The organism is Papillibacter cinnamivorans DSM 12816, assembly GCF_900176335.1.
GTDB classification, from domain to species: domain Bacteria; phylum Bacillota; class Clostridia; order Oscillospirales; family Oscillospiraceae; genus Papillibacter; species Papillibacter cinnamivorans.
Window position 1 is genome coordinate 15,601 of record NZ_FWXW01000012.1, and the last position, 26,441, is coordinate 42,041.

General features: G+C 57.6%; 18 protein-coding genes. 8 read left to right on the top strand and 10 right to left on the bottom strand.

All coding sequences use genetic code 11. From position 1 onward, the window contains the following. Nucleotides 1-192 precede the first annotated feature (192 nt). Together B9A13_RS12990 and B9A13_RS12995 are read left to right on the top strand one after the other, a co-directional pair. The gene (locus B9A13_RS12990; protein ID WP_143807030.1) at nt 193-780 is read left to right on the top strand and encodes a hypothetical protein; all 588 of its coding nucleotides are present in this window, start codon (nt 193-195) and stop codon (nt 778-780) included. 14 nt (nt 781-794) lie between these two features. Continuing rightward, complete coding sequence (locus B9A13_RS12995) at nt 795-1,295, top strand: shikimate kinase (RefSeq protein WP_084235592.1); 501 nt, start codon at nt 795-797, stop codon at nt 1,293-1,295. Between the two features lie 125 nt (nt 1,296-1,420). On the opposite strand, the gene B9A13_RS13000 is transcribed toward B9A13_RS12995, so the two are convergent. Together B9A13_RS13000 and B9A13_RS13005 are read right to left on the bottom strand one after the other, a co-directional pair. Continuing rightward, nucleotides 1,421-2,296 (bottom strand): DegV family protein, encoded by an 876-nt coding sequence (locus B9A13_RS13000; protein WP_159448143.1) that lies wholly within the window; start codon nt 2,294-2,296, stop codon nt 1,421-1,423. Nucleotides 2,297-2,594: 298 nt separating this feature from the next. Then, nucleotides 2,595-4,019, bottom strand: a complete 1,425-nt coding sequence (locus tag B9A13_RS13005) for a radical SAM protein (RefSeq protein ID WP_084235594.1) — start codon at nt 4,017-4,019, stop codon at nt 2,595-2,597. 255 nt (nt 4,020-4,274) lie between these two features. On the opposite strand from B9A13_RS13005, the gene B9A13_RS13010 reads away from it, so the two are divergent. Then, nucleotides 4,275-5,351, top strand: a complete 1,077-nt coding sequence (locus tag B9A13_RS13010) for a hypothetical protein (RefSeq protein ID WP_084235595.1) — start codon at nt 4,275-4,277, stop codon at nt 5,349-5,351. Between the two features lie 74 nt (nt 5,352-5,425). Here the strand turns inward: B9A13_RS13010 and dhaS are convergent, their stop codons facing one another. Then, nucleotides 5,426-6,001, bottom strand: coding sequence for a dihydroxyacetone kinase transcriptional activator DhaS (gene dhaS, locus B9A13_RS13015; RefSeq protein WP_084235596.1), 576 nt, complete (start codon nt 5,999-6,001; stop codon nt 5,426-5,428). Between the two features lie 152 nt (nt 6,002-6,153). Between dhaS and B9A13_RS13020 the strand changes: the two genes are divergently transcribed. The 4 genes from B9A13_RS13020 (at nt 6,154) to B9A13_RS13035 (ending at nt 9,510) form a co-directional block, all read left to right on the top strand. Then, on the top strand, nt 6,154-6,843 hold the full coding sequence (locus B9A13_RS13020; protein ID WP_084235597.1) for a DUF2461 domain-containing protein: 690 nt from the start codon (nt 6,154-6,156) through the stop codon (nt 6,841-6,843). 275 nt (nt 6,844-7,118) lie between these two features. Then, entirely contained in the window at nt 7,119-7,952 is an 834-nt protein-coding gene (locus B9A13_RS13025; RefSeq protein ID WP_084235598.1) for a transporter substrate-binding domain-containing protein, read from the top strand. Nucleotides 7,953-8,093: 141 nt separating this feature from the next. Further along, complete coding sequence (locus B9A13_RS13030; protein WP_084235599.1) at nt 8,094-8,801, top strand: amino acid ABC transporter permease; 708 nt, start codon at nt 8,094-8,096, stop codon at nt 8,799-8,801. Further along, nucleotides 8,788-9,510 carry an amino acid ABC transporter ATP-binding protein gene (locus tag B9A13_RS13035; RefSeq protein ID WP_084235633.1) on the top strand — a complete coding sequence of 241 codons (723 nt, stop codon included), beginning with the start codon at nt 8,788-8,790 and terminating at the stop codon, nt 9,508-9,510. The genes B9A13_RS13030 and B9A13_RS13035 overlap by 14 nt, the downstream gene beginning before the upstream one ends. 78 nt (nt 9,511-9,588) lie before the next feature. On the opposite strand, the gene rnr is transcribed toward B9A13_RS13035, so the two are convergent. Beyond that, nucleotides 9,589-11,691: a ribonuclease R gene (rnr, locus tag B9A13_RS13040; RefSeq protein WP_084235600.1), complete on the bottom strand. Its 2,103-nt coding sequence runs from the start codon at nt 11,689-11,691 to the stop codon at nt 9,589-9,591. A 269-nt stretch (nt 11,692-11,960) separates the two neighbouring features. After that, nucleotides 11,961-12,188, bottom strand: a complete 228-nt coding sequence (secG, locus tag B9A13_RS13045) for a preprotein translocase subunit SecG (RefSeq protein WP_084235601.1) — start codon at nt 12,186-12,188, stop codon at nt 11,961-11,963. 461 nt (nt 12,189-12,649) lie between these two features. Between secG and lexA the strand changes: the two genes are divergently transcribed. Next, a complete protein-coding gene (lexA, locus tag B9A13_RS13055) occupies nt 12,650-13,240 on the top strand; it encodes a transcriptional repressor LexA (RefSeq protein WP_084235603.1) in 591 nt (196 codons plus the stop codon). Between the two features lie 55 nt (nt 13,241-13,295). On the opposite strand, the gene B9A13_RS13060 is transcribed toward lexA, so the two are convergent. From B9A13_RS13060 to carB, 5 genes are all read right to left on the bottom strand, one after another. Then, nucleotides 13,296-16,997, bottom strand: coding sequence for a phosphoribosylformylglycinamidine synthase (locus B9A13_RS13060; RefSeq protein ID WP_084235604.1), 3,702 nt, complete (start codon nt 16,995-16,997; stop codon nt 13,296-13,298). Nucleotides 16,998-17,066: 69 nt separating this feature from the next. Beyond that, entirely contained in the window at nt 17,067-18,614 is a 1,548-nt protein-coding gene (locus B9A13_RS13065; RefSeq protein ID WP_159448144.1) for an ABC transporter substrate-binding protein, read from the bottom strand. Nucleotides 18,615-18,696: 82 nt separating this feature from the next. Next, nucleotides 18,697-19,512 (bottom strand): peptidoglycan editing factor PgeF, encoded by an 816-nt coding sequence (gene pgeF, locus B9A13_RS13070; protein WP_242942868.1) that lies wholly within the window; start codon nt 19,510-19,512, stop codon nt 18,697-18,699. Further along, nucleotides 19,505-22,252, bottom strand: a complete 2,748-nt coding sequence (gene secA / locus B9A13_RS13075; protein WP_084235606.1) for a preprotein translocase subunit SecA — start codon at nt 22,250-22,252, stop codon at nt 19,505-19,507. The genes pgeF and secA overlap by 8 nt, the downstream gene beginning before the upstream one ends. A gap of 138 nt (nt 22,253-22,390) precedes the next feature. Beyond that, nucleotides 22,391-26,431, bottom strand: coding sequence for a carbamoyl-phosphate synthase large subunit (gene carB, locus B9A13_RS13080; protein WP_084235607.1), 4,041 nt, complete (start codon nt 26,429-26,431; stop codon nt 22,391-22,393). Nucleotides 26,432-26,441 lie beyond the last annotated feature (10 nt).

Genomic DNA, 26,441 nt, shown 5'->3' on the forward strand with positions numbered 1-26,441 from the left:
TCCGAAGAGACGTGCCCGAAATGCGGGGCTTACAATCAGCCGCCCAGACCATCCGGCACACGGCTGCGGGAGGAACGGACCCCTTCCCGCCGCGGCGGTACGCATCGCCCTTCGGGAAAGCCGGCGTCGCCTGTGGCACCGGCTCCGGTTTCTCAGGAAGCGCCCCTGGGCGGAGCAAGGAGAAACCGGCAGATGCCGTCTCCCCCCCGCCGTGCACCCAGGCGGAATCCCATTTTCACCGTTGTGCTTGTTTTCGTCATACTGATGGTGTCCATCCTGTCGGTACAGTTTGCCGGGAGCATGGAAACAGCGGAACCCTCGCCGTCGGTAGCGGGGCTTCAGTGGCTGACTCACTCCTTCAACGAGGAATTTTCCATCGGGCACGGGATTTCGGTTCTGGTGACCGGGGGCGGAGTGATCACGGCGGAGGATAATCTGGCGGGTCTTCCCCAGGGAGAGACGTGCATTTACCTGGACATAGAGGTAAAGGGCGGCTCGGGAGAATCCGCGGAAAAGGCGGATTTGTCGGAGCCATATCTCTGGTGTGAGGAAGAAGGATATCTGTCTCCCGGAACGGACAATTCGGAACTGCTGTACGGACTGGAGGATTTTGGCGTCAGCCCCGTACAGTTTTCAGACTGCAGACAGGAGGATCCGCTGTACGGGCAGATTGTTTTCCTGGTTCCGGAGGGATCTACCGAGTTCACTTTTGGCCTGGAGCAATACGACGAGCTGTCGGGTGTGACTTATATGCATGAGATTTATTTCTACATCGAATGACCGAAGGAAACGGTATGGATAATATTACGTTGATTGGAATGCCGGGCTCCGGTAAAAGCACGGTGGGCGTGGTCCTGGCAAAGACTCTGGGTATGGACTTCGTGGATACCGATCTTATGATCCAGAAGCGGGAAGGGAAGCTGCTGCAGCGGATTCTGGATGAGCAGGGGATAAAACGGTTTTTGGAGATCGAGGAAGAAGTGATCCGGAACCTTTCCTGCCGCGGATGCATCGTCGCCCCCGGGGGAAGCGCGGTATGCCGGGAAGAGGCGGCGCGGCACCTGAAGCGTCTGGGCAGGGTTGTCTATATCCGTCTGCCCCTTCCGGACCTGGCCCTGCGCATTCACAATATTAAAACCAGGGGGATCGCCGCGGAGCCGGGGCAGACCTTGGAGAGCATATATGAGCTCCGCTGTCCCCTCTATGAAAAATACGCCGACATTACCGTCGACGCGGAGGGAAAAACCGTGGAACAGCTTGTGACAGAAATCGTCAGCAAGCTGAAAACCCCATGAAGATGCAGCAAAGTATAATGGAATAAAATCCGAGCCTCCCCGTACGGGGAGGCTCGGATTTTGTAAGAGGGGCACATAGCTTGATGTGGCGCCCGATTGTTGACGTTTCTGAGAAAACCGCCGGTTTATGAGTAACGCTTGTTCCCAAGATAGAAGATGGTGAAGAGGCCGGGTCCGCAGTGGGCTCCTACCACGGCCCCAAGGCTCATGACCGTAATTCTGGAAATGGTCGGAAAGGTCTCCAGCACCTGCTGCCGCATAAACTCCGCGTCCTCGGCGCAGTCGGCGTGGTTGATGAACACTTCCTTGCCGTCCGGTTCCGTGAAGTCCTGTTTCATACGCTCGATTATTTCCAACAGGGCCTTTCTCCTGCCCCGGACCTTGGCGCCCGCCACCAGCTCGCCCTCGTCGGAGACATAGAGAACAGGCTTGATGGAAAGAAGGGAACCCACCAGGGCGGCGGCGTTGGAAACCCGGCCGCCGCGCTTGAGGAATTTAAGATCGTCCACGGTGAACCAGTGAATGATCTTGAGCTTGTTGGCCTCGCCCCAGGTGATCACCTCGTCGAAGCTCTTGCCCTGGTCCCGCAGACCCACCATGTAATGCAGCAGCATTCCAAGACCGCCGGATACGCACAGCGTGTCCATAAGATAAAAACGCTGATTGGGATATTCCTCCTGGATCTGAACTGCCGCTTCCTGTGCGTTATAGAAAGAATGGGATATCTTTTTGGTCATGTCCAGGAAGATGACGTTCTTGCCAGTGTCCATGAGCTTCTGGAAGAAATCATGGTAGGCGAATGTATTGATCATGGAAGTTGCCGTCATGGCTCCTTCCCGCATGCGCTTATAGGTGTATGCCCGTGTTTCCTCACTGCAGTCGTCCTCGAAGGGCTCGCTGTCCACCGTATAGGAGTATTCAATCATCGGGATATCGTGTTCTTTGAAATATTCTGCAGGAAGGTCGGCGGTGGAAGCCGCAGCAATAATAAAATCTGCCATAAAAACCTCCATTCGCTCCGCGTACAGATGCATCCGGAAACCTCACAGGACGCGGGAGGTTAACGGCAAATGCCGCGGTTGCCGCTCCCTCGTGAGCGGTACGCCTTTCGTAAATATTGGTTCGTTCGCTTTTACGTGGCCGCCTCCGTCGGAACCCTCTGAGAGGCGCGGCTGCGGGATCGGTTGTCGCTCCTTCAGCCGTGAAGTCCCGATACAGCGGCCGGCGGCCGGATTTGCTCAATCCCCGTTGTGCGCGTTTCAGGCTAAGCCGGCGTGGCGCTCTGTTTGGCCGCTTTGCTCATTTTCCGCAGGCTGTGCATCCCTTGCAGGCGGCGACTGCTTCCGCCGGCTCCTCCGTTTTCGTCAAAGGCTTATCCGGATGCTTCTCAACCCAAAGCTTGTCGGCGACGGGAGCCCAGTGTTTCGCGGCTTCCGTGCATTTTCCGCACAGGACGTGCACATCCTCGGGAGAGACCGCGTCCGTGGATTTGGCGCCGGACCGGTCGACTATGCCGGCAAGCGCTTCCGGGTTATCCAGCAACGGACAGGGACGATAGAGATTCTTATTGAATGGCTGACCTGCCCTGTATTGCATGAACAACGGAGATTTGTAGGCTTCCAGCAAAGTCTTGTTGTATACGCTGGAATCGGAATAGTGAATGAATGCGCACGGCTCAATGTCTCCGTTTGCGTTGATATGCAGGTAGTACCGGCCGCCGGCGATGCATCCGTCGATATAGTCGCCGTCGTTCCAGAAATCGATGGTAAAGATAGGCTTGGTCTGTCTGAATTCCCGTACCTTGTAATACATGAATTCCCGCTGCTCGGGAGTGACCATGAGGTCAGGCACCGCATCCTTGCCGACGGGCATATAGGTGAAGAACCAGGCAAACAGGGCTCCTTTGGCAATCATGTCGTCCCAGAATTCTTCGCTTCCGATAACATCCGTATTGTTCCGGGTGTAGCAGACGGAGATACCGAAGGGGAGCTTCTTTTCCTTCAGGATATCCATAGCCCGGATGACGGCCTTATAGGTTCCGGCCCCTCTGCGGGAGTCGGTGGCTTCTTCATAGCCCTCGATGCTGATGGCCGGTACAAAGTTCTTGACCCGAAGCATCTCGTTGGCAAAGGCTTCGTCGATCAGAGTACCATTGGTGAAAGACAGGAACATGCAGTCGTTATGCTTTTCGCACAGCCGGATGATATCTTTCTTCCGGACCAGAGGTTCGCCTCCGGAGAAGATGTACATAAAAGTGCCCAGCTGCTTGCCCTGCTCGATGATATTGTCCAGTGTCTCGAAACTCATGGACAGCTTGTTGCCGTATTCCGCCGCCCAGCAGCCGATGCACTTGAGGTTGCAGGCGGAAGTCGGATCCATAAGAATGGCCCAGGGAGAGTTGCACCCGTGCTCTTCGCGGACTTTTTTCTGCCGGCCTCCGCCGATGGCGGTGGCGTTGAGCATGAAGTTCTCAAAGAATTTTCTCCGCACGCCTCCGTCGATTTCGGTCCAAACTTTTTTGATGAGCTTATACATGTTGTTGTTTGGATCGCTGATGACCTCGCGGAATGCGTCGCGCTGGACTTTGACATTGTCTTCTCTGTCAAAGCGGTCCACCCAGTTCAGAACCTTCGGAATATTAGCATCCGGATCCTTGTCAAGATAAGACAGCACCAGTTTAAAACCGGCGGACTCCAGCCTTTCTTTAATCGTTAAATTTGCCATGTCCATCCCTCCAAAACAATTGTGCGCTGCAATGGTAATAAAATTCCATGAATGATTAGTAATTATCCTTTCTAAACTATACCATTGAATCTCCAAAACGTATCTAGACAATTTTTCGGGATTGTCTAAATGAGCCCCGGATTGAGAGGTTTGCTTTTAGACAATATAGCGAAATTGTCTGTATTTTATTCCAGGGAAAAGAGGTATACTATTTATTATTGAATTAGAATGTTTATTTGGTGGGAGCGGTGTGGTATGGATTCTCACTATAAAATGATGCGGGCAACTGTCGGCGTGGCTATCACAAGGGCAGTAAGTGATATTGAAACGGACACGAAGCGGGCGGTGAGAAACCTGGTGGATTTGGGGACGCAGTTTGCCAGCGGGGAAAATCAGAAGAAATTCTTTGTACTGGCCAACGATGTTCTCGCCAACCCCCAGAATCCTTACAACAAAATGGTTTTGGAACTGACCCGGAATGTGGATAAAAAGATTATCAAGACGGTGGGAACCAACCTGGGGTTCAGCAGCCTCATCTACGGAGTCAAACAAATCCGGGAGGAGCTAAAACAGAACGAGTGCAACATCCCTTGGCTGATTATTTTTCAGATAAAACCGGGAGACCCGGATGCCCTGATCACCGGCGAGATCGAAAGCCTTATCGAACAGGGCAGGAAGCTGGGAATCTTCAGTTACGTTTTTACACTGTCTGGCAAGGAAAAGACGCAGGCGGATACGGCCCTGCTGTTGGCGGAGAAATATTACGATTGCTTTTTCCTTCTCACCGTCCGGCCCGAAATTGTGGACGAGCACTTTGCCAAGCGCGTGAGAGAAGTGGAGAATGTAGCCGTTTCCGTAAGAACAAAAGTCAATCCTCAAATTGGAACGCCGTCCCGCGAATGCCAGGAGGCGTTTTCTACACTTCACTCCCAGCGATGCATGTTTGGCTTCCATACGCTCTATTCCCGGGAGAATGTGGAGATGGCAACCAGCGTTTCTTGGCTGGAGCAGATGATTGCCTGCCATTGCCTCTTCGGCGGGTATGTTCTAAAAAATGAGGAAGACGAAGAGCTCGCCGAATCGGTGCACAAATTCTGCTGCGAAATCCGCGGAGGCAACGGGAAAACCATTCTGGCCTTTGAATGGGAGCAGGATACGAAATTTATCAGCGGTCTGATCGCTCCCAGGACGGGAATCCTGAGGCTTGATTCCTTGGGGAAGATCCTTTGGAAGGAAAAGGACATGGGCTCCGCCCGTGGGAAAACGTTGAAAGAGATCCTTCATGCCCTGACCCCGCCGGGTTTTTCGGATCCTGAGACGGCCGGAGCGTGATTCCGGGATAAAACAATAGACAGACCGCTTGTGGGAGAATTCTCCCGGCAAGCGGTCTTTTAAATAAATGGAAATCATTTTGCGGGAGGAGACTCAAAGGGATGGATAATCTGCTGCAGCATGGTGCCGTCCAGCAATTTTAAGAACCTGTCGATGTAGTCCACCGGATTCTCCTTCATACCCCGCTCGGCCCAGTAGGAGATAACTCCCACGAAAGCGACGGAATAAAAGACGCTGATGAACTCCCTGTCCGCCTTGGAAAGCGGAGCGTTGCCCCGCAGTTCGTTAATCATGGATAAAAACAGCTCGCGGGAAAAATCCTGAAGGTATTCGGAAAAGGAGTTCTGCCCGGTGGCGCTCAGCGCGTTCATATAAAATTCCTTGTTTTCCCGCATGTGACAGCAGAGATCGCAAAATCCCTCCACCCAGTGATCCCTTGTGGAAAAACGCTTGATTCGATCCACGGCTTCCGTGTAGAAAATCCAGTTGACGAGATCGTACTTGTCCTTGAAATGATAATAAAACGTTTGCCGGTTCAGTCCGCAGTGTGCTACAATATCTCCTACGGAAATTTTGGCAATAGGAGTACGCTTCATCAGCTCTTTGATGGAGTTGGCCAGCGTATATTTGGTTAGATTGGACTCCGACATTGAATCCCTCCGGAAAGCCGATATCCCCCTGAGGATCAACACTGCGATTTAAATACTATATCATAAAAGCGCAAAAATGTAAACCTCCCAGCAGGCCGAAGAACTCCGGGGTGAAGCCAACAGAACGGCCCGGGCGGACAGGAAAGGATAAAATGCCGATGTTTGAAGGATTTCGGAAAGAGACCCTGGATTTTCTCTGGGGCATCCGGTTCAACAACAACCGGGAATGGTTTGAGGAAAACAAAAAACAATATCAGGAAGATTTATATATTCCCATGCGGGCCCTGGCTTTTTCCGTATGGGAGGATATAACCCGAAAGCAGGAAGGGCTGCAGCTGAACTGTCATGTTTCCCGCATTTACAGGGACGCCCGCAGAACCCATGGAAAGGGACCGTATAAGGACAGACTCTGGTTCAGCCTGCGAAGAGATCGGGAGGATTGGACAGATACGCCTGTTTTTTATTTCGAGCTCAGTCCCGAGGGGTATTGCTACGGACTGGGGTACTATGCTCCCCGCCCGGCGACCCTGGAGAAATTCCGGGCCAGCATCGACGCCGATCCCGCGGGATTTGAGCGGCTCGCCCAGGACTTGCAGCGGCAGAAGATCTTCGTACCGGACGGGGAGGAGTATAAGAAGAAAAAGGGAGAAAAAACCGGAGTTCTGGCGCTGTGGTATAACCGTAAAAACCCCGGCATGACGGCCTGGCGCGAGCTGGGGGACGAGCTCTATTCCCCGGATTTTGCCGGGAAGCTTGCCGGCGAGCTCTCTTTGCTGATACCTCTGTATCTTTACCTTAAAGAACTGGATGGAGGGGACATGCCCCCGGAGGAACAGATATAAAATGCATATTCGGATGCATATGCATTTCTCGCTCTTGCGGTGCGCAGGGACGGAAAATTAGTTGGCAAAACAGTTGCTTTTATCCGGGAAGATCGGGTATAATGATTGCGATTGAATTGGGCGGATTTTTATTCGCTTGGATGCCCTCGGGTTCACTTCCACGGGAGGTGGAGCCTGTAATACTTCCCGCCGCCGGCGGAAGACCAAATCGGCACCGGGCAGTCCGGACGGTTCATCAGGGACGGAAATCTCAAAACAAGAAGGAGATAGTGAGGATGAAAAAAGCAAATAAAATTTCGGCGCTTTTACTGGCGGGAATTCTGAGCCTGGGTCTGCTCGCTTCCTGCTCTTCCGGAAGCGGGTCGGCCACTGCCACACCCACCGCAGCGCCCACCGAGAAGCCCGTGACGATTGCTTCCGCAGCGGACCTGCAGGGTAAGAAGATCGCCGTACAGGAAGGGACCACGGGCGACATTCTTGCCACAGGAATCGAGGGAGCCCAGATCACCCGCTTTAAGAAGGCCACCGACTGCGCCCTGGAGCTCATCAACGGCCGCGTGGACTGTGTCATTATTGACGAAATGCCCGCTAAAAAACTGGTGGAAGCCAACAGCGACAAGCTCCAGCTCCTGGATTTCCCGGCCAGCGAGGAAATCGAAGCCTATGCCATCGCCATAGCCAAGGACAATACCGAGCTGCTGGACAAATTCAACGCCGCGCTTGCGACCATCAAGGAAAACGGCACATATGATCTGCTCTTCTCCGAGTACATTTCCGGCGAAGATGTGGAGCTTCCCGCCATCCCCGATTACGAGTCCTCCGGCAAGCTCATAATGGGAACCAACGCCGCTTTCGAGCCCTTCGAGTACAGGGACGACTCCAATGAAGTCGTGGGCTTTGACGTGGATCTTGCCAAATACATCTGCGCCGAGCTCGGCGTGACCCTGGAGATCTCCGACATGGATTTCGACGCTCTGATCCCCGCCCTTGAAACCGGCAAGATTGACTTTATCGCTGCCGGCATGACCGCTACCGACGAACGCCGCCAGAACGTCGACTTTACCGACGACTACTACGAGTCCACCCAGGCGATCATCGTGCAGAAGTAATTCCAGAACGGAAAAAACCAGTTCCGGCCGGTACCTGCGCATTGTAGCGCGCGCAGGTACCGAGCCGTTGTTTATGCCGGCAAAAAACAAGAAAGCGGCTGAACGGACAAAGCCGTTGGGCTGCCGGAAAGAGGGGATGGAATGGGAATCGGGTCGATATACGCGGTCTGCGCGCTGACTTTTGCGGAAAAACTGTATCAGGGCCTGATTTATGCCGACCGGTGGAAGCTCTATCTGGAGGGGCTTGGATATTCCCTGCAGATCACCCTCGGAGCCATCGTGCTGGGGACAGTTTTAGGCATTGTGTTCTGCCTTTTGAAAATATCCACCAGCCGGATCCTTCGCTTTATCGCCAACGTATACATAGACGTGGTGCGTGGCACCCCGGTGGTGGTGCAGCTCCTGCTGGTTTACTTCGTCATTCTGAGTTCTCCCGACACCAGCAAGCTGGTGGCGTCCGTACTGGCCTTCGGGATCAACAGCGGCGCCTATGTGGCGGAGATCATCCGCGCGGGGATCAACTCGGTGGACCCGGGCCAGATGGAAGCCGGGCGCTCTCTGGGCCTCAGCAGGAGCCAGGCCATGCGCTTCATCATTCTTCCCCAGGCGATTAAGAACTCTCTTCCCACCTATGCCAGCGAGTTTATCGTACTCATCAAGGAGACGGCGGTGGCGGGTTATATCGGGATGCAGGATTTGACCAAGATGTCCAGCACCATCATCAGCCGGACTTATGAGTCGTCCGTTCCCCTGATAACGGTCGCGCTTATCTACCTGGCTATCACTCTTGGGCTTTCCAAGCTTTTTGCCCATTTGGAAAGGAGGATGAATGTCGGTGATCGACGTTAAGAACCTCTCCAAGAGTTTCGGCAGCCTCCGGGTGTTGAACGATATTACCGAACATATCGACAAGGGGGAAAAGGTCGTCATCATCGGACCCTCCGGCTCCGGAAAATCCACCTTTCTTCGCTGCCTGAATTTTTTGGAGGTGCCTACAGCCGGCGAAGTCATAATCGACGGGGTTTCCCTCACTGACAGAAAAACGGACATCGACAAGGTGCGCCGCCAGTTGGGTATGGTATTTCAGCACTTTAACCTGTTTCCTCACCTGTCCATTCTGGGAAATCTTACTTTGGCCCCCGTGAAGCTGGGAATCATGAGCGAGCAGGAAGCTAAAGAGGAAGCCATGCGGCTTTTAAAGCGGGTGGGTCTGGAGGAAAAGGCCAAAGCTTACCCCAATCAGCTCTCCGGCGGGCAGAAGCAGAGGATTGCCATCGTCCGGGCTCTGGCCATGAAGCCTAAGGTGATGCTCTTTGACGAGCCCACCAGCGCCCTGGACCCCGAAATGGTGGGCGAGGTGCTGCAGGTAATGAAGGAATTGGCCCAGGAGGGGATGACCATGGTGGTGGTGACCCATGAGATGGGGTTTGCCAGGGAGGTTGCCACCCGCGTCTGGTTTATGGACGAGGGCGCCATCCTGGAGCAGGCGCCGCCGGGGGAATTTTTCGACCATCCAAAAAATCAGAGGACAAAGGACTTTCTCAGCAAGGTCCTGTAAAACGGAAATCAAGGGGCTGTTCCGATGCTTTAGGCATCGAAACAGCCCCTTTTGCGAAAGCAAAGAAATAAAACCGTTTTATTCTTCCAGACGGAAATCGATCCGGCCGGAGGCAGCGTCCGAGGCAACACACTGCACCCGGAGGGAGAGGCCGAAGCTGAATTTCCGCCTTGGCACGCCTCCCGTAAGGGTCATATGGGCTTCGCTGTACTCGTATTCTCCGGGAAGCGCCTCCGTCGGAATCATGCCCTCCACGCTGTTGGGCAGCGTGACGAAAACGCCGAACCGCTGGACGCCCGAGACGACACCCTGGAAGACTTCGCCGATGTGGCCGCGCATGTATTCCGCCTTGTAGAGCTTTTCAATGTCCCGCTCCGCAGTTTCGGCAGCCACCTCCCGCTCCGAGGAGACCTCCGAGGCAAGAGCGGCAAACCGGGCGCTCTGTTCCTGGACGCGTCCTTCCAGCTTTCCGTCCAGCAGCAGCTTCAGCAGCCGGTGTACCGCCAGATCCGGATACCTTCGGATGGGAGACGTAAAATGGCAGTAGAATTCTGCTGCCAGGCCGAAGTGCCCCAGATTGGAAGGGGAATACCGGGCCTTCATCATGGAGTGCAGCAGCAGGCTGTTTACAAGCGGTTCCTCGGGTTTTCCCGCCGCGGCGTCAAGCACCGCCTGCATGGCGGTGGAGCTGGTGCCGGAAAGAGTATACCCCAGGGCGGAAATCACGGCGGAAAAGGCCTCCACCTTGGCGGGAGAGGGCTTTTCGTGGACCCGGTAGACGGTGGGCTTGTTCAGCCGGTTCATGTGCTCGGCCACGGTTTCGTTGGCGGCCAGCATAAATTCCTCTATGAGCTGCTCGGATACGCCCCGGGGCCGGAAGGTGATCTCCATGGGCTCGCCGGATTCATTGCAGATGATCTTACTTTCGCTGGACTGGATACGCAGGGCGCCCCGAAGCGCGCGCTTTTTTTCCAGGATCGCTGCCAGCTCCGCCATTACCCGCAGAGTGGGAAGAATATTCTCGTAGCGTTGGGCCAAGGCGGGGTCCGCATCTGCCAGAAGCAGGTTGCAATTTTCATATGTCATGCGCTCTGTCGTACATATGACGCTTTTGTGGATGGAATGCTCCAAAATCGCCCCGTCGGGAGACAAAGTCATAAACACTGTCATAGTAAGCCGAGGGACCTTCGGATTGAGGGAACAGATGCCGTTGGAAAGCTCAGTGGGAAGCATGGGGATTACCTTGTCCGCGAAATAGACGGAGGTGCCCCGCCTGAGAGCTTCCAGATCCAGAGGGGAATCCTGGGTTACATAGTGACTGACATCGGCGATGTGAACTCCCAGAATGTAGTTCCCTTCCGGGCTCTTTTCCAGGGAAACCGCGTCGTCCAGATCCTTGGCGTCCGCGCCGTCGATGGTGAAAATAATTTTACCGCGCAGGTCCAGCCGGCCCGCCGGCAGAGGATCCGGCACCTCCTTCGGTACGCTCCGGGCCGCCGCGAGGACGGATGCGGGGAAGACCGGATCAATCCCCTGAATATAAAGGATAGCAGCCGCGGCGGCTTCACGGGTCCCGTCGCGGCCGAAAACCGCACGGACGGTGCCCTGGCCTTCATGCCTTCCCATCCGCCCGTAACTGAACAAAGAGACGGCCACCTTGTCCCCGTCTTTGCCGCCGCGGGATCGGGCCGCGGTCACCTCGATGGAGGAGGGAAGCCGCCGGTTATCAGGTTCCAGATGGGCGTGGCGCCGGTTGCGAACCAGCCGGCCCGTTACGACTTTGTTCTCCCGGGACAGTATTTTTTCAACAGCCGCGGCGCGCCGGCCGCCGGTAGCCGGTCCCGATTCGGGAAGAATCAGGACCTTGTCTCCGTGCCAGGCGCCTTTCGTGGCTCCCGGCGGGATAAAAAAGTCCGCTCCGCCGTCTTCCGGCGTCACGAAACCGAACCCTCTCCCCGTGGACTGAAACCTGCCCGTGACATACCCCAGAGAGGCGGGAAGCAGGTATTTTCCCCGCCTGGAGGTCATAAGAAGGCCCTCCTCCTCCAGCTGCCGGAGAGCTTCGCCCACCTCGCTGCGAAGCGGTCCCGGATTCAGCTTCGACGAGACCTCCGTTAGGGTCATGACCGTGCCTGGACGGGATTGAAAAAGGGCCAAAATGGCTTCTTTCAGTTCCTTCATGCAAGACTTCCTCTCTTAATACAGACGGCGGCGCATTCCGTCGCCTTCGACGGCTGCGGAAAGCGGCCGGGCTGTTGTATATAATAAGGTGAGGTGTGATATATGGCATCGTTTGCGGTTTTGCCCAAAGGGCGGGAGCAAACTGCGCCGTCAAGCCAGGTATAATAGCTGTATTACAAAGCTATTATACCACAGAATAAGACAAAAAAACTCTCCCCTCTGAAAGGGAAGAGTTTGTGTATCGGATTTTGTATTAAACCGGAACGGGCCTATATCAGGTTCAGAATCAGGGTCAGCACGATAAAACCGACGGCAACCCAGGTTGTCATTTTGGCTAGCCTTGCGTCCCAGGTCTTCGCCTGGTTCTTGGCCATAAAGGTGTCCGCCATGCCGGAAATAGCGCCGGATAGACCCGCGCTCTTGCCGGACTGCATGAGGACCACCAGTATCAAAAAGATGGATGTGCAAACCTGAATGATTGTAAGGGCCAGCTTCATGTAAACCTCCCAGCGCCGCGTAACGGATTCCTAATGGTTATAAACGCTGCGGCTGCCGCTTTTTGCGGCGAACGGCGCGCCGAAATATCTCCCGGGCGGACAGTGCAGCCCGATTTCTGCAAAGTGTCGGACGACCCGGACGGGCCATATCCAAACGTAAAACATATAATACCACAGACCAAGGCATATTTCAAGTACATTCTTTCGGATGACCCCAAGGATTTTTCCCAAAAGGGAGCCGAAACATGATATGTAGGCTGATATTGAAAAAGAAAATAAAAATATAGAACAATTGTTTGCATTCCGAGACAAGCTGTGATATAATTCCATTGATGGCAGAATCCATAAGCCATTATTAAGCCATCCTCGTTCTGCGGACAATTCGACAGGGCCCCGGCGGCGGTATCCTGAAAAAGGATTTGGTTTATACTCCCGTATGTTTGGAATGGAGTGCTGGATATATGAAACGGCTCACAGCGAAACAGCAGCAGATCTACGACTATATTGCCCTTTCGGTTCAGGAACGGGGCTACCCCCCTTCCGTCCGGGAGATCGGCGAAGCGGTGGGGTTAAAATCCCCCTCCACGGTGCATTTTCACCTGAAAGCGCTGGAACGGGACGGACTTCTGGAAAAGGACGCGGGGAAGGGCAGGGCGATTTCCCTGACTGGGCACGGCGGGGAGCCGGACAAGGTGCCCCTTTTGGGAAATGTTGCGGCAGGCTCGCCCATTCTGGCGGAAGAACTGGTGGAGGAATACATTACCTTTGACACCGGCGGGCTTTCCGGGGAGCACTTTGCCCTCCGGGTCAGGGGCGAGTCCATGATCGACGCAGGGATCCTGCCGGGAGACCTGGTGGTGGTCCACAGGCAGAACACGGCACAAAATGGAGAAATCGTGGTGGCTTTATTGGAGGACGAGGCGACGGTCAAGCGCTTGAGCCGGAAAAATGGAAAGATCCTCCTTGTGCCCGAAAACCCGGATTACGAGCCCATCGACGGGACGGGAGCCGAAATTCTGGGCAAGGTGACGGCGGTGCTCCGGTACTATTGATAAAAAGCAATCAAAAGGCGGTCCGGGTTTTCGGACCGCCTTTTTTATTTTTGGATTATCTGTAATAGGCTGCGCCCGATTCGAAGACGGGCATATGCTTGTTGCCGGGGAGGTTGACGGCCACGAAGTCCCCCCGCCGCTCGATGTGCCCCATTTTGCCGAACACGCGACCGTCTGGGCTGAACAGCCCTTCCACGCAGAGCAGAGAGCCGTTGGGATTGACGGAGATGTCCATGCTGGGCCTGCCGCCGACGTCTGTGTACTGGGTTGCGATCTGCCCGCTTTTCTGAAGGGAAGCAAGGGAAGTTTCCGATGCCACGAAACGGCCCTCCCCATGAGACACCGGTACCGCGTGCAGATCTCCCACCTGGCTGAGGGACATCCAGGGAGAGTGGACCGAGGCGACCCGGGTGGTAACGTAGCGGGACTGGTGCCGTCCGATGAGATTGTAAGTCAGAGTGGGGAAGGTTTCGTCCACCTCGCGGATTTCCCCGTGTGTGATGAGCCCCAGCTTGATAAGAGCCTGGAACCCGTTGCAGATGCCCAGAACCAGGCCGTCCCGGGTGTGCAGAAGCTCATGCACCGCGTCCCGGATCTGAGGATTCCGCAAGAAAGCGCAGATGAACTTGCCGGAACCGTCCGGTTCGTCGCCGCCGGAAAACCCGCCTGGGATGACAATCATCTGGCTTTGGCGGATGGAGCGCTCCAGGGCGTCCACCGATTCGGTAAGCGTCTGCGCCGTCAGATTGCGGACCACCAGAATTTCCGGCTCGATTCCCGCCCTGCGCAGAGCCCGGGCCGTGTCGTATTCGCAGTTGGTGCCGGGGAAGACGGGAATGACGGCCCTGGGCGCGGCAAATTTCTTTCCGGCGGTATAAGAAGGGCGCTTTTCAAAGGAAACGGCGGAAGCGGCGCCGCCGGCGGCGGCCCGGGTGGGATAGACCGATTCCAGCACATTCTCCCAGAGAGGGATCAGCTCATCCAGGGAAACAGCGGTGTCTCCAAGCATAAGGGCTTCTTTTTCGTCCGTATACCCCAGAAGGACAGCCCCCTCCACCTCCCGGGAGCACTCGGCGAGGATCCCGCCGCAGTTGGCCCGGAAAAAGAGGTCGGGATCGATTCCCGGGGCGGCGGCAAAGCCGATCCGGTTGCCCAGAGACATTTTTAAAATGCCTTCCGCCGCGCCCCTCGAAGAAAGAGCCCAGGCGGAAGCGACAAAACCCTGGGAAGCAAGGGCATGGAACCTGTGCCAGAGGGCCTTGGTCCCGGCGTAATCCCCGTCGGGAGCGGAGAACAGATAGACCGGCCGGCCGGGAGTCTTGAATTCCGGCGATAAGACCCCGGATGCTTTCGCCGGCGATATGGCAAAGGAAATGAGGGTGGGTGGCACGTCCAGATCGAGGAAGGAACCTGACATGGAGTCCTTGCCTCCGATGGCGGCGACCCCGAGGCCCATCTGGGCGGAAAAGGCGCCCAGAAGCGCGGCGAAAGGCTTGCCCCAGCGAAGGGGTTCGTCCCGCAGACGCTCGAAGTATTCCTGGAAAGTCAGATAGGCCGTATCCGGGTCGCATCCCGCAGCCGTGAGCCGGGCCAGAGATTCCGTCACGGCCGCCGCGGCACCCAGAAAGGGATTGGCTAAGGAAAGATCCGGATCAAACCCGAAAGACATCACCGTGCAGTCTTCCGTTTCTCCTTCCGCAGGCAAAAGGGCCGCCATTACCTGGGTGGGGGTGAGCTGCGTCATTCCGCCGTAGGGCATCAGAATGCTCCCGGCGCCGATGGAGCCGTCGAACCGCTCCCCCAGCCCCCGGCGGGAACAGACGGCCGGATCCGCTGCGAGGCGTCTGAGCCGGTCCTCCGGGCTATTCCCGGACGAAGGCTGAGCCGGCGTATTCATGCGGGGGACGCGGACGAAGGAATGCTTGTCCGCCCCGTTGGTATTGAGAAATTCCCTTGAAACATTGACGATGATATCGCCCCTCCAGCGCATGACCAGACGGGGAGAGGCGGTAACGGCTGCGACCTGGTAGGCCTCCAGATTTTCGCCTTCCGCCGCCCGGATGAAGGCAGCCGCGTCCTCTGCTGCGACCACCACGGCCATCCGTTCCTGGGATTCGGAGATGGCAAGCTCGGTTCCGTCCAGCCCCTCGTATTTTTTCCGGACAAGACTGAGGTCGATGTCCAGGCCGTCGGCCAGCTCCCCGATTGCCACGGAGACGCCGCCGGCCCCAAAATCGTTGCACCGTTTGATTATCCGGGTGACCGAGGGGTTCCGGAAGAGCCGCTGGATTTTCCGCTCCTCCGGGGCGTTGCCCTTCTGAACCTCGGCGGCGCACTCAGTGAGGGACTCCAGGTTATGGGTCTTGGAGGAGCCGGTGGCTCCGCCGATCCCGTCCCGGCCCGTGCGCCCCCCCAGAAGGATGATGACATCCCCTGGCACCGGTTCCAGGCGCACCACATGCTCGGCCGGCGCGGCTCCCACCACGGCCCCCACCTCCATGTGCTTGGCGATGTAGCCGGGGTGATAGATCTCGTGGACGATCCCCGTTGCCAGCCCGATCTGGTTGCCGTAAGAGGAATAGCCGGCGGCGGCCGTGACGGCGATCTGCCGCTGGGGCAGCTTTCCGGGCAGCGTGTCCGCCATGGGCGCCCGGGGATCCCCGCACCCGGTGAGGCGCATGGCCTGATAAACGTAGGCTCTGCCGGAAAGCGGATCCCGGATGGCGCCCCCGACACAGGTGGCGGCGCCGCCGAAGGGCTCGATCTCCGTGGGATGGTTGTGCGTTTCATTTTTAAAGAGAACCAGCCAGTCCTGATCCGTTCCGTCTACCCGGGCCTTGACCCGGACGGTACAGGCGTTGATTTCCTTGGAAAGATCCAGCATGGGAAGAAGGCCCCGCGCACGAAGCGCTTTGGCGCCCAGGGTCGCAATGTCCATCAGGGTTTGCGGGCGCGCGGAATCCTTATCTCCGTACACCTCCCGCCGGACGTCCAGGTACTGCCGGTAAGCATTCAAAACGGCGGGGTCCTCGATTTCCGCCCGGTCGATATGGGTGGCGAAGGTGGTGTGCCGGCAGTGATCCGACCAGTAGGTGTCCACCAGCTTGAGTTCCGTCACGGTGGGATCCCGCCCTTCCGTGTCCCGGAAATAGGTCTGCAAAAAGCGAAGATCGGCAAGGTCCATGGCAAGGCCGTACCGGGCGAGCAGTTCCTCGAGGCCGGTCTCGTTCAATGCGGTAAATCCCGCGATTACCGGTACAGTATCGGGCGCGGGATACTCCTGCCGCAGAGTCGCCGGCTTTTTCAGAGAGGCCTCCCGGCGCTCCACGGGATTGATGAGATGTCCGCGGATCCGCTCTTTTTCCTGCTCGGTGAGGCTGCCCCCCAGAAGGTACACCTTGGCGGCGGAAACCAGAGGCCGGCTGCCGCAGGTGAGGATCTGGATACACTGGGCGCAGGAATCGGCCCGCTGGTCGTATTGGCCGGGAAGAGCTTCCACGGCGAGAACAAAACAGGGTTCCTTTGCCTCCGGCATGTCCTCGTCGTAACAGTCGTCGCACTGGGGCTCTGAAAAGACCGTTTCCCGGGCGGCCCGGTAAATCTCCCCGTCGATTCCTTCCACGTCGTACCGGTTGAGAATCCGCACGGATTTAAGAGAAGCGATGCCCAGCTGTTCCCGCAGCTCCCGGCAAAGTCCCTCGGCTTCCACGTTGAAGCCCCCGCGTTTTTCCGTAAAACATCTGTAGACCGACTGCATGCCATTACCTCCAGTAATTTGCTTGAATTGCCGATAAAATCGCACTGCTGCGTATAAGATCTCTTGTTTTTAAGAAGAAGTCCCCTGCGTCCAGGCGGAAAGGTTGTAAAACACGTTTTGCTGCGTGGGTTCCAGCCCGGAGTAGGCGCCCTCCCGGGTAAGCATCGACTGATTTTTAAAACAGATGGGGATAAAAGGCGCCTGCTGACAGAAGGTGGAATAAAGCGCGGCGGCTATGGTCCCCCGGTTTTGGTACGGCGCCGCGGCAAGAGAGGCAAAAAGCCCGTCCAGCTTGGTATCGCTGAATTTCCCATAGTTGAGAGCTCCGCCGGTGGCGGCTAGAGACGTAAGGTTGAAATCGGTCGTGAGCTTGACCTCCCCCAGATAGAGGTCGAAGTCGCCCTTTTCAAGAGCCGTGAGATAGTCTTCCCAGGCAAGCTTTTTTACCTCGATGGCGATGCCGTACTGGGAAAAGGAGGCGGCGATGTGTTCCGCCATGGAAACCTTGAAGCTGCTTTCCGAATTTACCAGCAGGGTGGCGGAGATGGCCGCTTCCCTGCCGCCGGAATTGGCGTCCAGTACGCCGTCCTCATCGCTGTCCGTATAGCCCGCCTCCGCGAGGGCGGAAAACATGGCTTCCTCCGAATAGGAGTATTTTTCCGCAAGTGTGCTGTCGTAAAGAGGACTCGCTGGGTTTACGGGAAGGGCGGACGCCTGGGCGTGCCCGGAAAGAAGGCCCGTAACGATGAAGTCCCGGTCGATGCCAAGGCCGAAGGCGCGCCGCACAGCGGCATTGGAGAAAACGGATGACACCTCTGCGTTGAATCCGATATACTGCAGGATGGTGGTGGGGTACTCGGTGACGTCGTAATTTCCGGAAAACATGGGAGCGTCCGTCCCTGTGAGGTCGGTGCTCACCAGTTGAATGAGATTGGAACCCAGATCCTGAATCAGCAGATCCGATCCCCGGACCTCCACCAGACCAATCCGGTCGAAGGGCATGGGAAGTCCCTGCCACCAGTCGCTGCGCAAAACGAGGGATTCCCCGTCGCCGGACGAAAGAACATACGGCCCAGTGCCCGGCGGGGCCGAGGAGCCGGCCGTCCCGTTTTGAATGATGGGAATGTCCAGAAGAACGGGAAAGGCGCTGTCGGCCGTATTCAAAGTTACAATTACCGTAAGTTCCCCCTCCGCCTTCACCGACTGCACCTTGGAAAGCCTTTCGGAATAGAGGGAAGAGGTCCTTGCCTGCTCCAGGGAATAGACCGCGTCCGCCGCGGTAAGCAAAGAGCCGCCGCTGAAGGTAACGCCGGTACGGAGGGTAAACCGGAAAGTGATGTTGTCCAGGGTGGTGTAGCTTTCACAAAGCAGGGGAACAGGGGAAAAACTCCTGTCCAGCTGAAAGAACCCCTCGTACAGAAGCGGGCCCAGGGTGAGATTGATCCGGTTGGTTCCCGTGAGAGGGTTCAGGGGATCGGCTGGATCAAAGGGCAGAGAAAGCACAAATTCCCCGGCTTCCCCGCCGGAGACCTCCGGAGACGGAGAAGCCTGGGAGCCGTCTTTGTTCCCTGCGCAGCCGGAAAACAGGATGCATGCCGCGGACACTGCCAGGAACACAGATGTAAGTTTCCGAAGCCTTCGAGACATGACAAGTCCTTTCCGAAGCTTTATGTGTACTCCCTTAATAAGAGCCGGCCGATTACAGAAGCTGTATGAAAGCCGCCTGGGAGCCCCGCTGTCCCCGGGTGACCCGGTGAGACCAGTACCGCTGGGGAGAACAGGCGGTGCATTCCTCCGAAAGGGTAATGTGCTCCGGAGTGATTCCCGCAAGGCGCATAAGATGCGCGTTGATGCCCTTCAGGTCCACATGCCACTTATCGCCGGCCGGACGGAGAAAGGGCTCGATTGTCCCGCCCAGAGAAGCCCGCAGGGCTTCCGGAACGTCCCCGTCGGTTTCGTAGCAGTCCCCGCAGATGGCGGGGCCGACAGCGGCGAGAATATCCTCTGGCCGGGCCCCAAATTCCGAGCCCATGGCCTTTATCGCCCGGGACACGATACCCAGGGCAGTCCCCCGCCAGCCGGAGTGGACCGCGCCGATGGAGCGGGAAACGGGATCGTAGAGCAGAATAGGAACGCAGTCCGCCGAAAAAATCACCAGAGGCAGGTTCCGCTCCCGGGTAATCAAAGCGTCGGCCGTATAGTCCGTGGGACGGGAAAGGCCTTTGCCGGCGTCCTCCTCCGTAACAAGGCGCACGGTGTCCTCATGGACCTGTTTGGAAAAAACCAGACGGCGGGGGTCCATGCCCAGGACGGAACAAATAAGCTCAAAATTGCGCCCAACCGCGTCGGGGGAATCTCCGCGATGGATACCTAAATTCAAAGACTGGTAAATTCCCCGGCTGACGCCCCCCGACCGGGTGGTGAATCCGTGGGAAACACCGCCGGCGGCAACCATACCGTCGGCGGTGAGATATTCCAGAGCTCCCGCCGTATTCCGGGTCATGCCGTCAGTCATTTGCGTTCATGCCGCAGCACTTTTTATATTTCTTGCCGCTCCCGCAGGGGCAGGGGTCGTTGCGCCCCACCTTCTGGGCCTTCCGCACGGGCTGCTTTTTGACGCTGTCGTCCCCGCCCGCGTTTTCCGTGGCGTTTTTAGCCACCTTTTCGCGCTTGACGGATTCCGGGCTCTTGATCCGGGCCAGGAACACCCGGCGGACCGTCTCCTCCCGGATGGCGGCCACCATGGCCTCGAACATGGCGAAGCCTTCCTGCTTATAGGCAATGATGGGATCGGTCTGGGCGTAGGCCCGGAGGCCGATGCCCTGACGCAGCTCGGTCATGGCGTCGATATGATCCATCCAGTATTCGTCCACCGCCCGGAGCATGACCACCCGCTCCAGTTCCCGCATGAGAGGCGTGCCCAGTTCCGCCTCCTTTTTCTCGTAGGCTTCCAGGGCGTGCTTCATGAGAAGCTCCGAGAGCTCTTCCGCCGAGAGCTCCTCCAGCTCTTCCGGTGTAAAGGAAATCTCTCCCCTGCGCAGGAAGAGGCCCTCAAAGGGCCGGCAGGCCTCGGCAAGCTGTTCGGTGCCGATGAAGCGCTGCTCTCCCACGGCGGCGTGAACCGCGTCGTGAATCAGGTTTTCGATCATGGTCTGCATGTAGCTCTTGAGATCTTCCCCGTCCAGCACCTTTTTCCGCTGGGCATAGATGATCTCCCGTTGCTGGTTCATCACGTCGTCGTATTCCAGCACACTCTTCCGGGTCTGGAAGTTGCGGCTTTCCACCTTCTTCTGGGCGCTTTCGATGGCGTTGGAGAGCACCTTCTGCTCGATGGGGGTGTCCTCGTCGATGCCCAAAGAGTTCATCATGCCCATGACCCGCTCGGAGCCGAACAGGCGCATGATGTCGTCTTCCAGGGAGACGTAAAAACGGGTCGCGCCTGGGTCCCCCTGGCGGCCGGCGCGGCCGCGCAGCTGATTGTCGATCCGGCGGCTTTCATGCCGCTCGGTGCCGATGATGTACAGACCGCCAAGGGCGCGGACCTTATCCGCCTCCGCGGAGGTGATCTCCTTGTACTTTGCGTTGGCCTCGGTAAATCGAGCCCTGGCGTCCAGAATTTCCGGATTGTCCGTTTCCGCGTAACTGGTGGCCTCCGTGATGAGCTCCTCGGTAAGCCCCGCCTTTCGCAGGTCGTTTTTCGCCAGATACTCCGGGTTACCGCCCAGCATAATATCGGTGCCGCGGCCGGCCATGTTGGTGGCGATGGTCACCGAACCCACCTTGCCTGCCTGGGCGATGATCTCGGCTTCCTTTTCGTGGTTCTTCGCATTGAGTACGTTGTGCCGGATGCCCCGTTTGGAGAGCATCTTGGAGAGCATTTCGTTCTTCTCTATGGAGATGGTGCCCACCAGGACGGGCTGCCCGTTCTTGTAGCATTCCTCGATCTGATTGAGAATGGCCCGGAATTTGCCCGTCTCGGTTTTATAGACCACGTCGGGATTGTCCGCCCGGACGAGGGGCCGGTTGGTGGGGATCTCGATGACGTCCAGTTTGTAGATCTGGCCGAACTCCTCTTCCTCGGTTAAAGCGGTTCCCGTCATGCCCGACAGCTTCCGGTAGAGTCGGAAATAATTCTGGAAGGTGATGGTGGCGAGGGTCTTGCTTTCGTGGGCAACCTTCACGTGCTCCTTGGCCTCGATGGCCTGGTGAAGTCCTTCGGAATACCTCCGGCCGAACATGAGGCGCCCGGTAAACTCATCCACGATGATGACCTCGCCGTCCTTCACCACGTAGTCGATATCCCGCTTCATGATGCCGTGGGCCCGGATGGCCTGATTGATGTGGTGGGACAGGGTGGTGTTCTCCTGGTCGGAGAGATTGTCCACGTGAAAATATTCCTCCGCCTTCTGGATGCCGCGGGCCGTGAGGGTGACGCTCCGGTTCTTTTCGTCCACCACATAATCCGCGTCGATGGTCTCGCTTTCCTCCTCCTTGGAGTCTGTGGAGGCAAGGGTCAGGCGGCGGAGCCTGGAGGCGAACTGATCGGCCATCTCATACATCGCCGTGGATTTGTCTCCCTGGCCGGAAATGATGAGGGGGGTGCGCGCCTCGTCGATGAGGATGGAGTCCACCTCGTCCACGATGGAGAAGGAGTGCCCCCGCTGGACAAGCTCGGCAGAATAGATCGCCATGTTGTCCCTCAGGTAGTCGAATCCGAATTCGTTGTTGGTTCCGTAAGTAATGTCCGCGGCGTAGGATTTCCTGCGCTCTTCGGCGGTGAGCCCGTGGACGATGAGTCCCACCTGGAGACCCAGGAAGCGGTAGACCTTTCCCATCCATTCGCTGTCGCGTTTTGCCAGGTAGTCGTTTACCGTGACGATGTGCACACCGTTGCCGGAAAGAGCGTTGAGATAGGCCGGCAGGGTGGCGACTAAGGTTTTGCCTTCGCCGGTCTTCATTTCGGCGATTCGCCCCTGATGAAGGACCACGCCGCCCACCAGCTGCACCCGGTACGGCCGCATGCCCAGCACGCGGTCCGAGGCCTCCCGGACAGTGGCGAAAGCCTCCGGCAGCAAGTCATCCAGCTCCTCGCCCTGGGCAAGGCGCTGCTTGAATTCCGCGGTTTTCGCTACCAGCTCCGCATCGGTGAGCTTCCGGTAGTCGTCCTCCAGGGCCTCCACCCGATCCACGATGGGCATAATCTGCTTAAGCTCGTGGTCGCTGTGTGTCCCGAATATTTTTGTTAAAAGTCCCATATCAGCACATGTACCTTTCTGTGGCAAAAATCAAATCCGTATGCCCGGGGGCATACCTTATATAGTATACCACAGGAAAACCCGATTAAAAAGAGGGGAAATACAGGAGGGAGGCATGGAAAACATGCCTCCCTTCGGTTAAATTTTAACCGTACCTTCGAACACGGTGACGGCGTTGCCCGTCATGTAGACCGCTTCGTCGGTGTATTTTACCGTGACGGTGCCGCCCCGGAGCTTTACCATGATGTCCTGGTCTTTGGGGCAGTAACCGTTTAGCACCGCTGCTACGGCAGCGGCGCAGGCGCCGGTACCGCAGGCCCAGGTTTCGCCGTTGCCCCGCTCCCAGACCCGCATCTTGATGGTGGTGCGGTTGATCACCGACACAAATTCGGTGTTCACCTGCTCGGGGAAGAGGGGAGAGTTTTCAAACAGCGGCCCGATCCGGGGAAGATCCAGGATATCGAGGTTCTCCCGGAAGACCACGCAGTGGGGATTGCCCACCGAGACGCAGGTAATGTGGTAGTTCTGGCCGCTGATGTTCACCAGCCGGTCCACCGCCGTATCCCCGTCCAGCAGGACCGGGATGTATTCCGGCTCCAGGATGGCCCGCCCCATGTTCACCGTCACCGAAGTGACGATCCCGTTCTGGGCGTAAAGCTTGAGACGCCGGATCCCGCTGGCCGTTTCAATGGTCATCCGGTTCTTAACGACGATGCCCTGTTCGTACAGGTATTTTCCTACGCAGCGGATGGCGTTGCCGGCCATTCTCCCCTCGCTGCCGTCCAGGTTGAACATCCGCATCTGCGCGTCCGCGATTTCCGAGGGGAGGATCATCACAATGCCGTCGCCGCCGATTCCGTAGTGCCGGTCGGACAGGGTGACGCTCAGGGATTCCGGGCTGATGAGCTCCTGCCGGAAGCAGTCGAAGTAAATATAGTCGTTGCCGGAGCTCTGCATTTTCACAAACTGCAGTTTCATCCGCTCCGCGCGCATGTGATTTAAGTCCACCAGTTCCGTGCTGTGCTGGCTGTACCGGCTGCGCAGGCTGTCCGCCAGGGCGTTTGCCGTATCCAGAGAGGTGAGGCACGGGATGCCCTGCTCCACGGCCCGGCGGCGGATCTTCACGCTGTCCCGTTCGGGAAGGCGTCCCCGGGAGGACGTGGAGATGATATAGCTTAAACGCCCGCTCTCGATGAGGGTTTCGATGTTGTCGTCGGACTCGTGGATCTTGCTCACCGTGGTCACCGACAGCCCCACTGATTCCAGCACCTTGGCGGTGCCCCTCGTGGCGTAGAGGTCGAAGCCCAGGTCGGCGTATTTGCGCACGATGTCCACGATTTCCTGCTTGTCCGTGTCCCTGACGGTAATCAGAAGCCCTCCGTGGCGGTTCATCTGATATCCCGCGGCGATCAGACCCTTGTAAAGCGCCTCGTCGATGGTCTTCCCGATGCCCAGAACCTCGCCGGTGGATTTCATTTCCGGCCCCAGCTGGGTGTCCACGTCGGTAAGCTTCTCAAAGGAGAATACGGGAACCTTTACCGCCACATACGGCGGGATCTTATAGAGTCCCGTTCCGTAGCCCATATCGCGAAGACGCTGGCCCAGCATGGCCCGGGTGGCGAGATCCACCATGGGGACCCCCGTCACCTTGCTGATGTACGGGATGGTGCGGGAAGAGCGGGGATTGACCTCGATGACGTAGATCCTTCCCTCGTGGATGACGTACTGGATGTTGACCAGGCCCCGGGTGTTCATGGACAGGGCCAGCTGCCGGGTGTACTCGATCATTTTTTCCGTCTGCTCCCCGTCCAGGTTCCAGGCGGGATAAACCGCGATGGAGTCCCCCGAGTGGATGCCGGCCCGCTCGATGTGCTCCATGATGCCGGGGATGAGAACGTCCTCCCCGTCGCAGATGGCGTCCACCTCCAGCTCCACGCCCATGAGGTACTTGTCGATGAGAATGGGGTTTTCGATCTCGTGCGCCAGAATGATCCCCATGTATTCCCGGATGTCGTCCTCCCCGAAGGCGATGATCATGTTCTGGCCGCCCAGGACGTAGGAAGGACGCAGAAGGACGGGATATCCCAGGCTGGCGGCCGCGGCCAGGGCCTCCTCCGTGGTCATCACCGTGTGACCGCTGGGGCGGCGGATTTCCAGGGCCTCCAGCAGTTCGTCGAAGCGCTCCCGGTCCTCGGCCATGTCGATGCTGTCGGCGGGAGTGCCGAGAATACGGACCCCGGCGGCGTCCAGGTGCTTTGTGAGCTTGATGGCCGTCTGGCCTCCGAAGGCCACCACCACGCCCCAGGGCTGCTCGGTTTCGATGACGTTCATCACATCCTCGGGAGTGAGGGGCTCAAAGTAAAGCCGGTCGGCGGTGGAGAAGTCCGTGGACACCGTCTCCGGGTTGTTGTTGACGATCACCACGTCGAAGCCAGCCCGCTTCAAAGAGCGGACGCAGTGCACCGAGGCGTAGTCGAACTCTATGCCCTGTCCGATACGGATGGGACCCGAGCCGAAGACCACTACGGTCTTCTTGCCGGTGAAGCGCTCCTCCTTGAACTGGGCCGCCTCGTTCACCCTATCGTAGGTGCTGTAGAAATATGGAGTTTCGGCGTCGAATTCCGCGCCGCAGGTGTCCACCATTTTGTATACCGCCGAAATATGGCGGGGCAGGGGATGACCGGAGATGCGGGATATCACCTTGTCGGGATAGCCCAGGCGCTTCATGTCTTTGTATTCCGCCTCCGTCACAGGTCTGCCGGCGACGGACTGCTCCAGACGGGCCAGATGGAGAAGCTTGTAAAGGAACCACCGGTCGATTTTCGTGATCCGGTTGATCTCCTCGCAGGAGATCCCCCGCTTTAAAGCCTCGAACACCACAAAGAGGCGCTCGTCGTCGCAGTTTTTCAGGAGCGCATGGATCTCCTCGTCATTGTGCCCGGCGAGCTTGGGGAGATTCAGGCTGTCCAGAGAGATTTCCGCGCCCCGGACGGCTTTCATGATGGCCTGTTCGAAGCTCTGGCCGATGGCCATGACCTCGCCGGTGGCCTTCATCTGGGTGCCCAGCGTCCGCTTGGCGTAAACGAACTTGTCGAAGGGCCACTTGGGGAACTTCACCACCACGTAGTCCAGGGTAGGCTCGAAGCAGGCGCAGGTTTTCCCGGTCACGACGTTGGGGATCTCGTCCAGAGTGTACCCGATGGCGATCTTGGCCGCCACCTTGGCGATAGGATATCCTGTGGCCTTGGAAGCCAGGGCTGAAGAGCGGGATACCCGGGGATTGACCTCGATGACCGCGTATTCGAAGCTGTCGGGATTGAGGGCGAACTGGCAGTTGCAGCCGCCCTCGATGCCCATGGCGCTGATGATGTTGAGAGCCGCCGAGCGGAGCATCTGGTATTCCTTGTCCGCCAGGGTGACGGCGGGGGCGATGACGATGGAGTCCCCGGTGTGGACCCCCACGGGGTCCAGGTTTTCCATGGAGCAGACGGTGATGACGTTCCCCTTTGCGTCCCGCATCACCTCGTACTCGATTTCCTTCCAGCCCGCGATGCACCGTTCGATAAGCACCTGGGTGATGGGGGAAAGGCGCAGCCCGTTTTCCGCGATCCGGTGCAGCTCTTCGGGAGTCCCGGCGATTCCGCCGCCGCTGCCTCCCAAAGTGAAAGCGGGGCGCACGATCACGGGATAGCCGATCTCCTCTGCGAAGGTCAGGGCGTCCTCCACGTGATTTACCACCTTGGAGGGTACCACAGGCTCCCCGATCTTTTCCATGGTTTCCTTAAAGATCTGCCGGTCCTCGGCCTTGTCGATGGTCTCGGGGCCGGCACCCAGGAGCTTCACATGGTTGGCTTTGAGAAAGCCGTCCCGAGCCAGCTGCATGGAGAGGGTGAGGCCCGTCTGCCCGCCCAGAGTGGACAGGACGCTGTCCGGCCGCTCTTTCAGGATGATTCGCTTCACCGTGTCCAGGGTCAGCGGTTCGATGTAAATCTCGTCGGCCATGGCGTTGTCCGTCATGATGGTGGCGGGATTGGAGTTCACCAGCACTACCTCCAGGCCTTCCTCCTTCAGGGCGGTGCAGGCCTGGGTACCGGCGTAGTCGAACTCTGCGGCCTGGCCGATGACGATGGGGCCGGAGCCGATGACTAAAACCTTTTTGATGTCGGAATTGAGCGGCATAGGGAGACCT

Bases quoted from the DNA above. Each gene is read 5' to 3' on its own strand.
- B9A13_RS12990 (WP_143807030.1), top strand. From the start codon at position 193: ATGCCGTCTCCCCCCCGCCGTGCACCCAGGCGGAATCCCATTTTCACC.
- B9A13_RS12995 (WP_084235592.1), top strand. From the start codon at position 795: ATGGATAATATTACGTTGATTGGAATGCCGGGCTCCGGTAAAAGCACG.
- B9A13_RS13000 (WP_159448143.1), bottom strand. From the start codon at position 2,296: ATGGCAGATTTTATTATTGCTGCGGCTTCCACCGCCGACCTTCCTGCA.
- B9A13_RS13005 (WP_084235594.1), bottom strand. From the start codon at position 4,019: ATGGCAAATTTAACGATTAAAGAAAGGCTGGAGTCCGCCGGTTTTAAA.
- B9A13_RS13010 (WP_084235595.1), top strand. From the start codon at position 4,275: ATGGATTCTCACTATAAAATGATGCGGGCAACTGTCGGCGTGGCTATC.
- dhaS (WP_084235596.1), bottom strand. From the start codon at position 6,001: ATGTCGGAGTCCAATCTAACCAAATATACGCTGGCCAACTCCATCAAA.
- B9A13_RS13020 (WP_084235597.1), top strand. From the start codon at position 6,154: ATGCCGATGTTTGAAGGATTTCGGAAAGAGACCCTGGATTTTCTCTGG.
- B9A13_RS13025 (WP_084235598.1), top strand. From the start codon at position 7,119: ATGAAAAAAGCAAATAAAATTTCGGCGCTTTTACTGGCGGGAATTCTG.
- B9A13_RS13030 (WP_084235599.1), top strand. From the start codon at position 8,094: ATGGGAATCGGGTCGATATACGCGGTCTGCGCGCTGACTTTTGCGGAA.
- rnr (WP_084235600.1), bottom strand. From the start codon at position 11,691: ATGAAGGAACTGAAAGAAGCCATTTTGGCCCTTTTTCAATCCCGTCCA.
- secG (WP_084235601.1), bottom strand. From the start codon at position 12,188: ATGAAGCTGGCCCTTACAATCATTCAGGTTTGCACATCCATCTTTTTG.
- lexA (WP_084235603.1), top strand. From the start codon at position 12,650: ATGAAACGGCTCACAGCGAAACAGCAGCAGATCTACGACTATATTGCC.
- B9A13_RS13060 (WP_084235604.1), bottom strand. From the start codon at position 16,997: ATGCAGTCGGTCTACAGATGTTTTACGGAAAAACGCGGGGGCTTCAAC.
- pgeF (WP_242942868.1), bottom strand. From the start codon at position 19,512: ATGACTGACGGCATGACCCGGAATACGGCGGGAGCTCTGGAATATCTC.
- secA (WP_084235606.1), bottom strand. From the start codon at position 22,252: ATGGGACTTTTAACAAAAATATTCGGGACACACAGCGACCACGAGCTT.
- carB (WP_084235607.1), bottom strand. From the start codon at position 26,431: ATGCCGCTCAATTCCGACATCAAAAAGGTTTTAGTCATCGGCTCCGGC.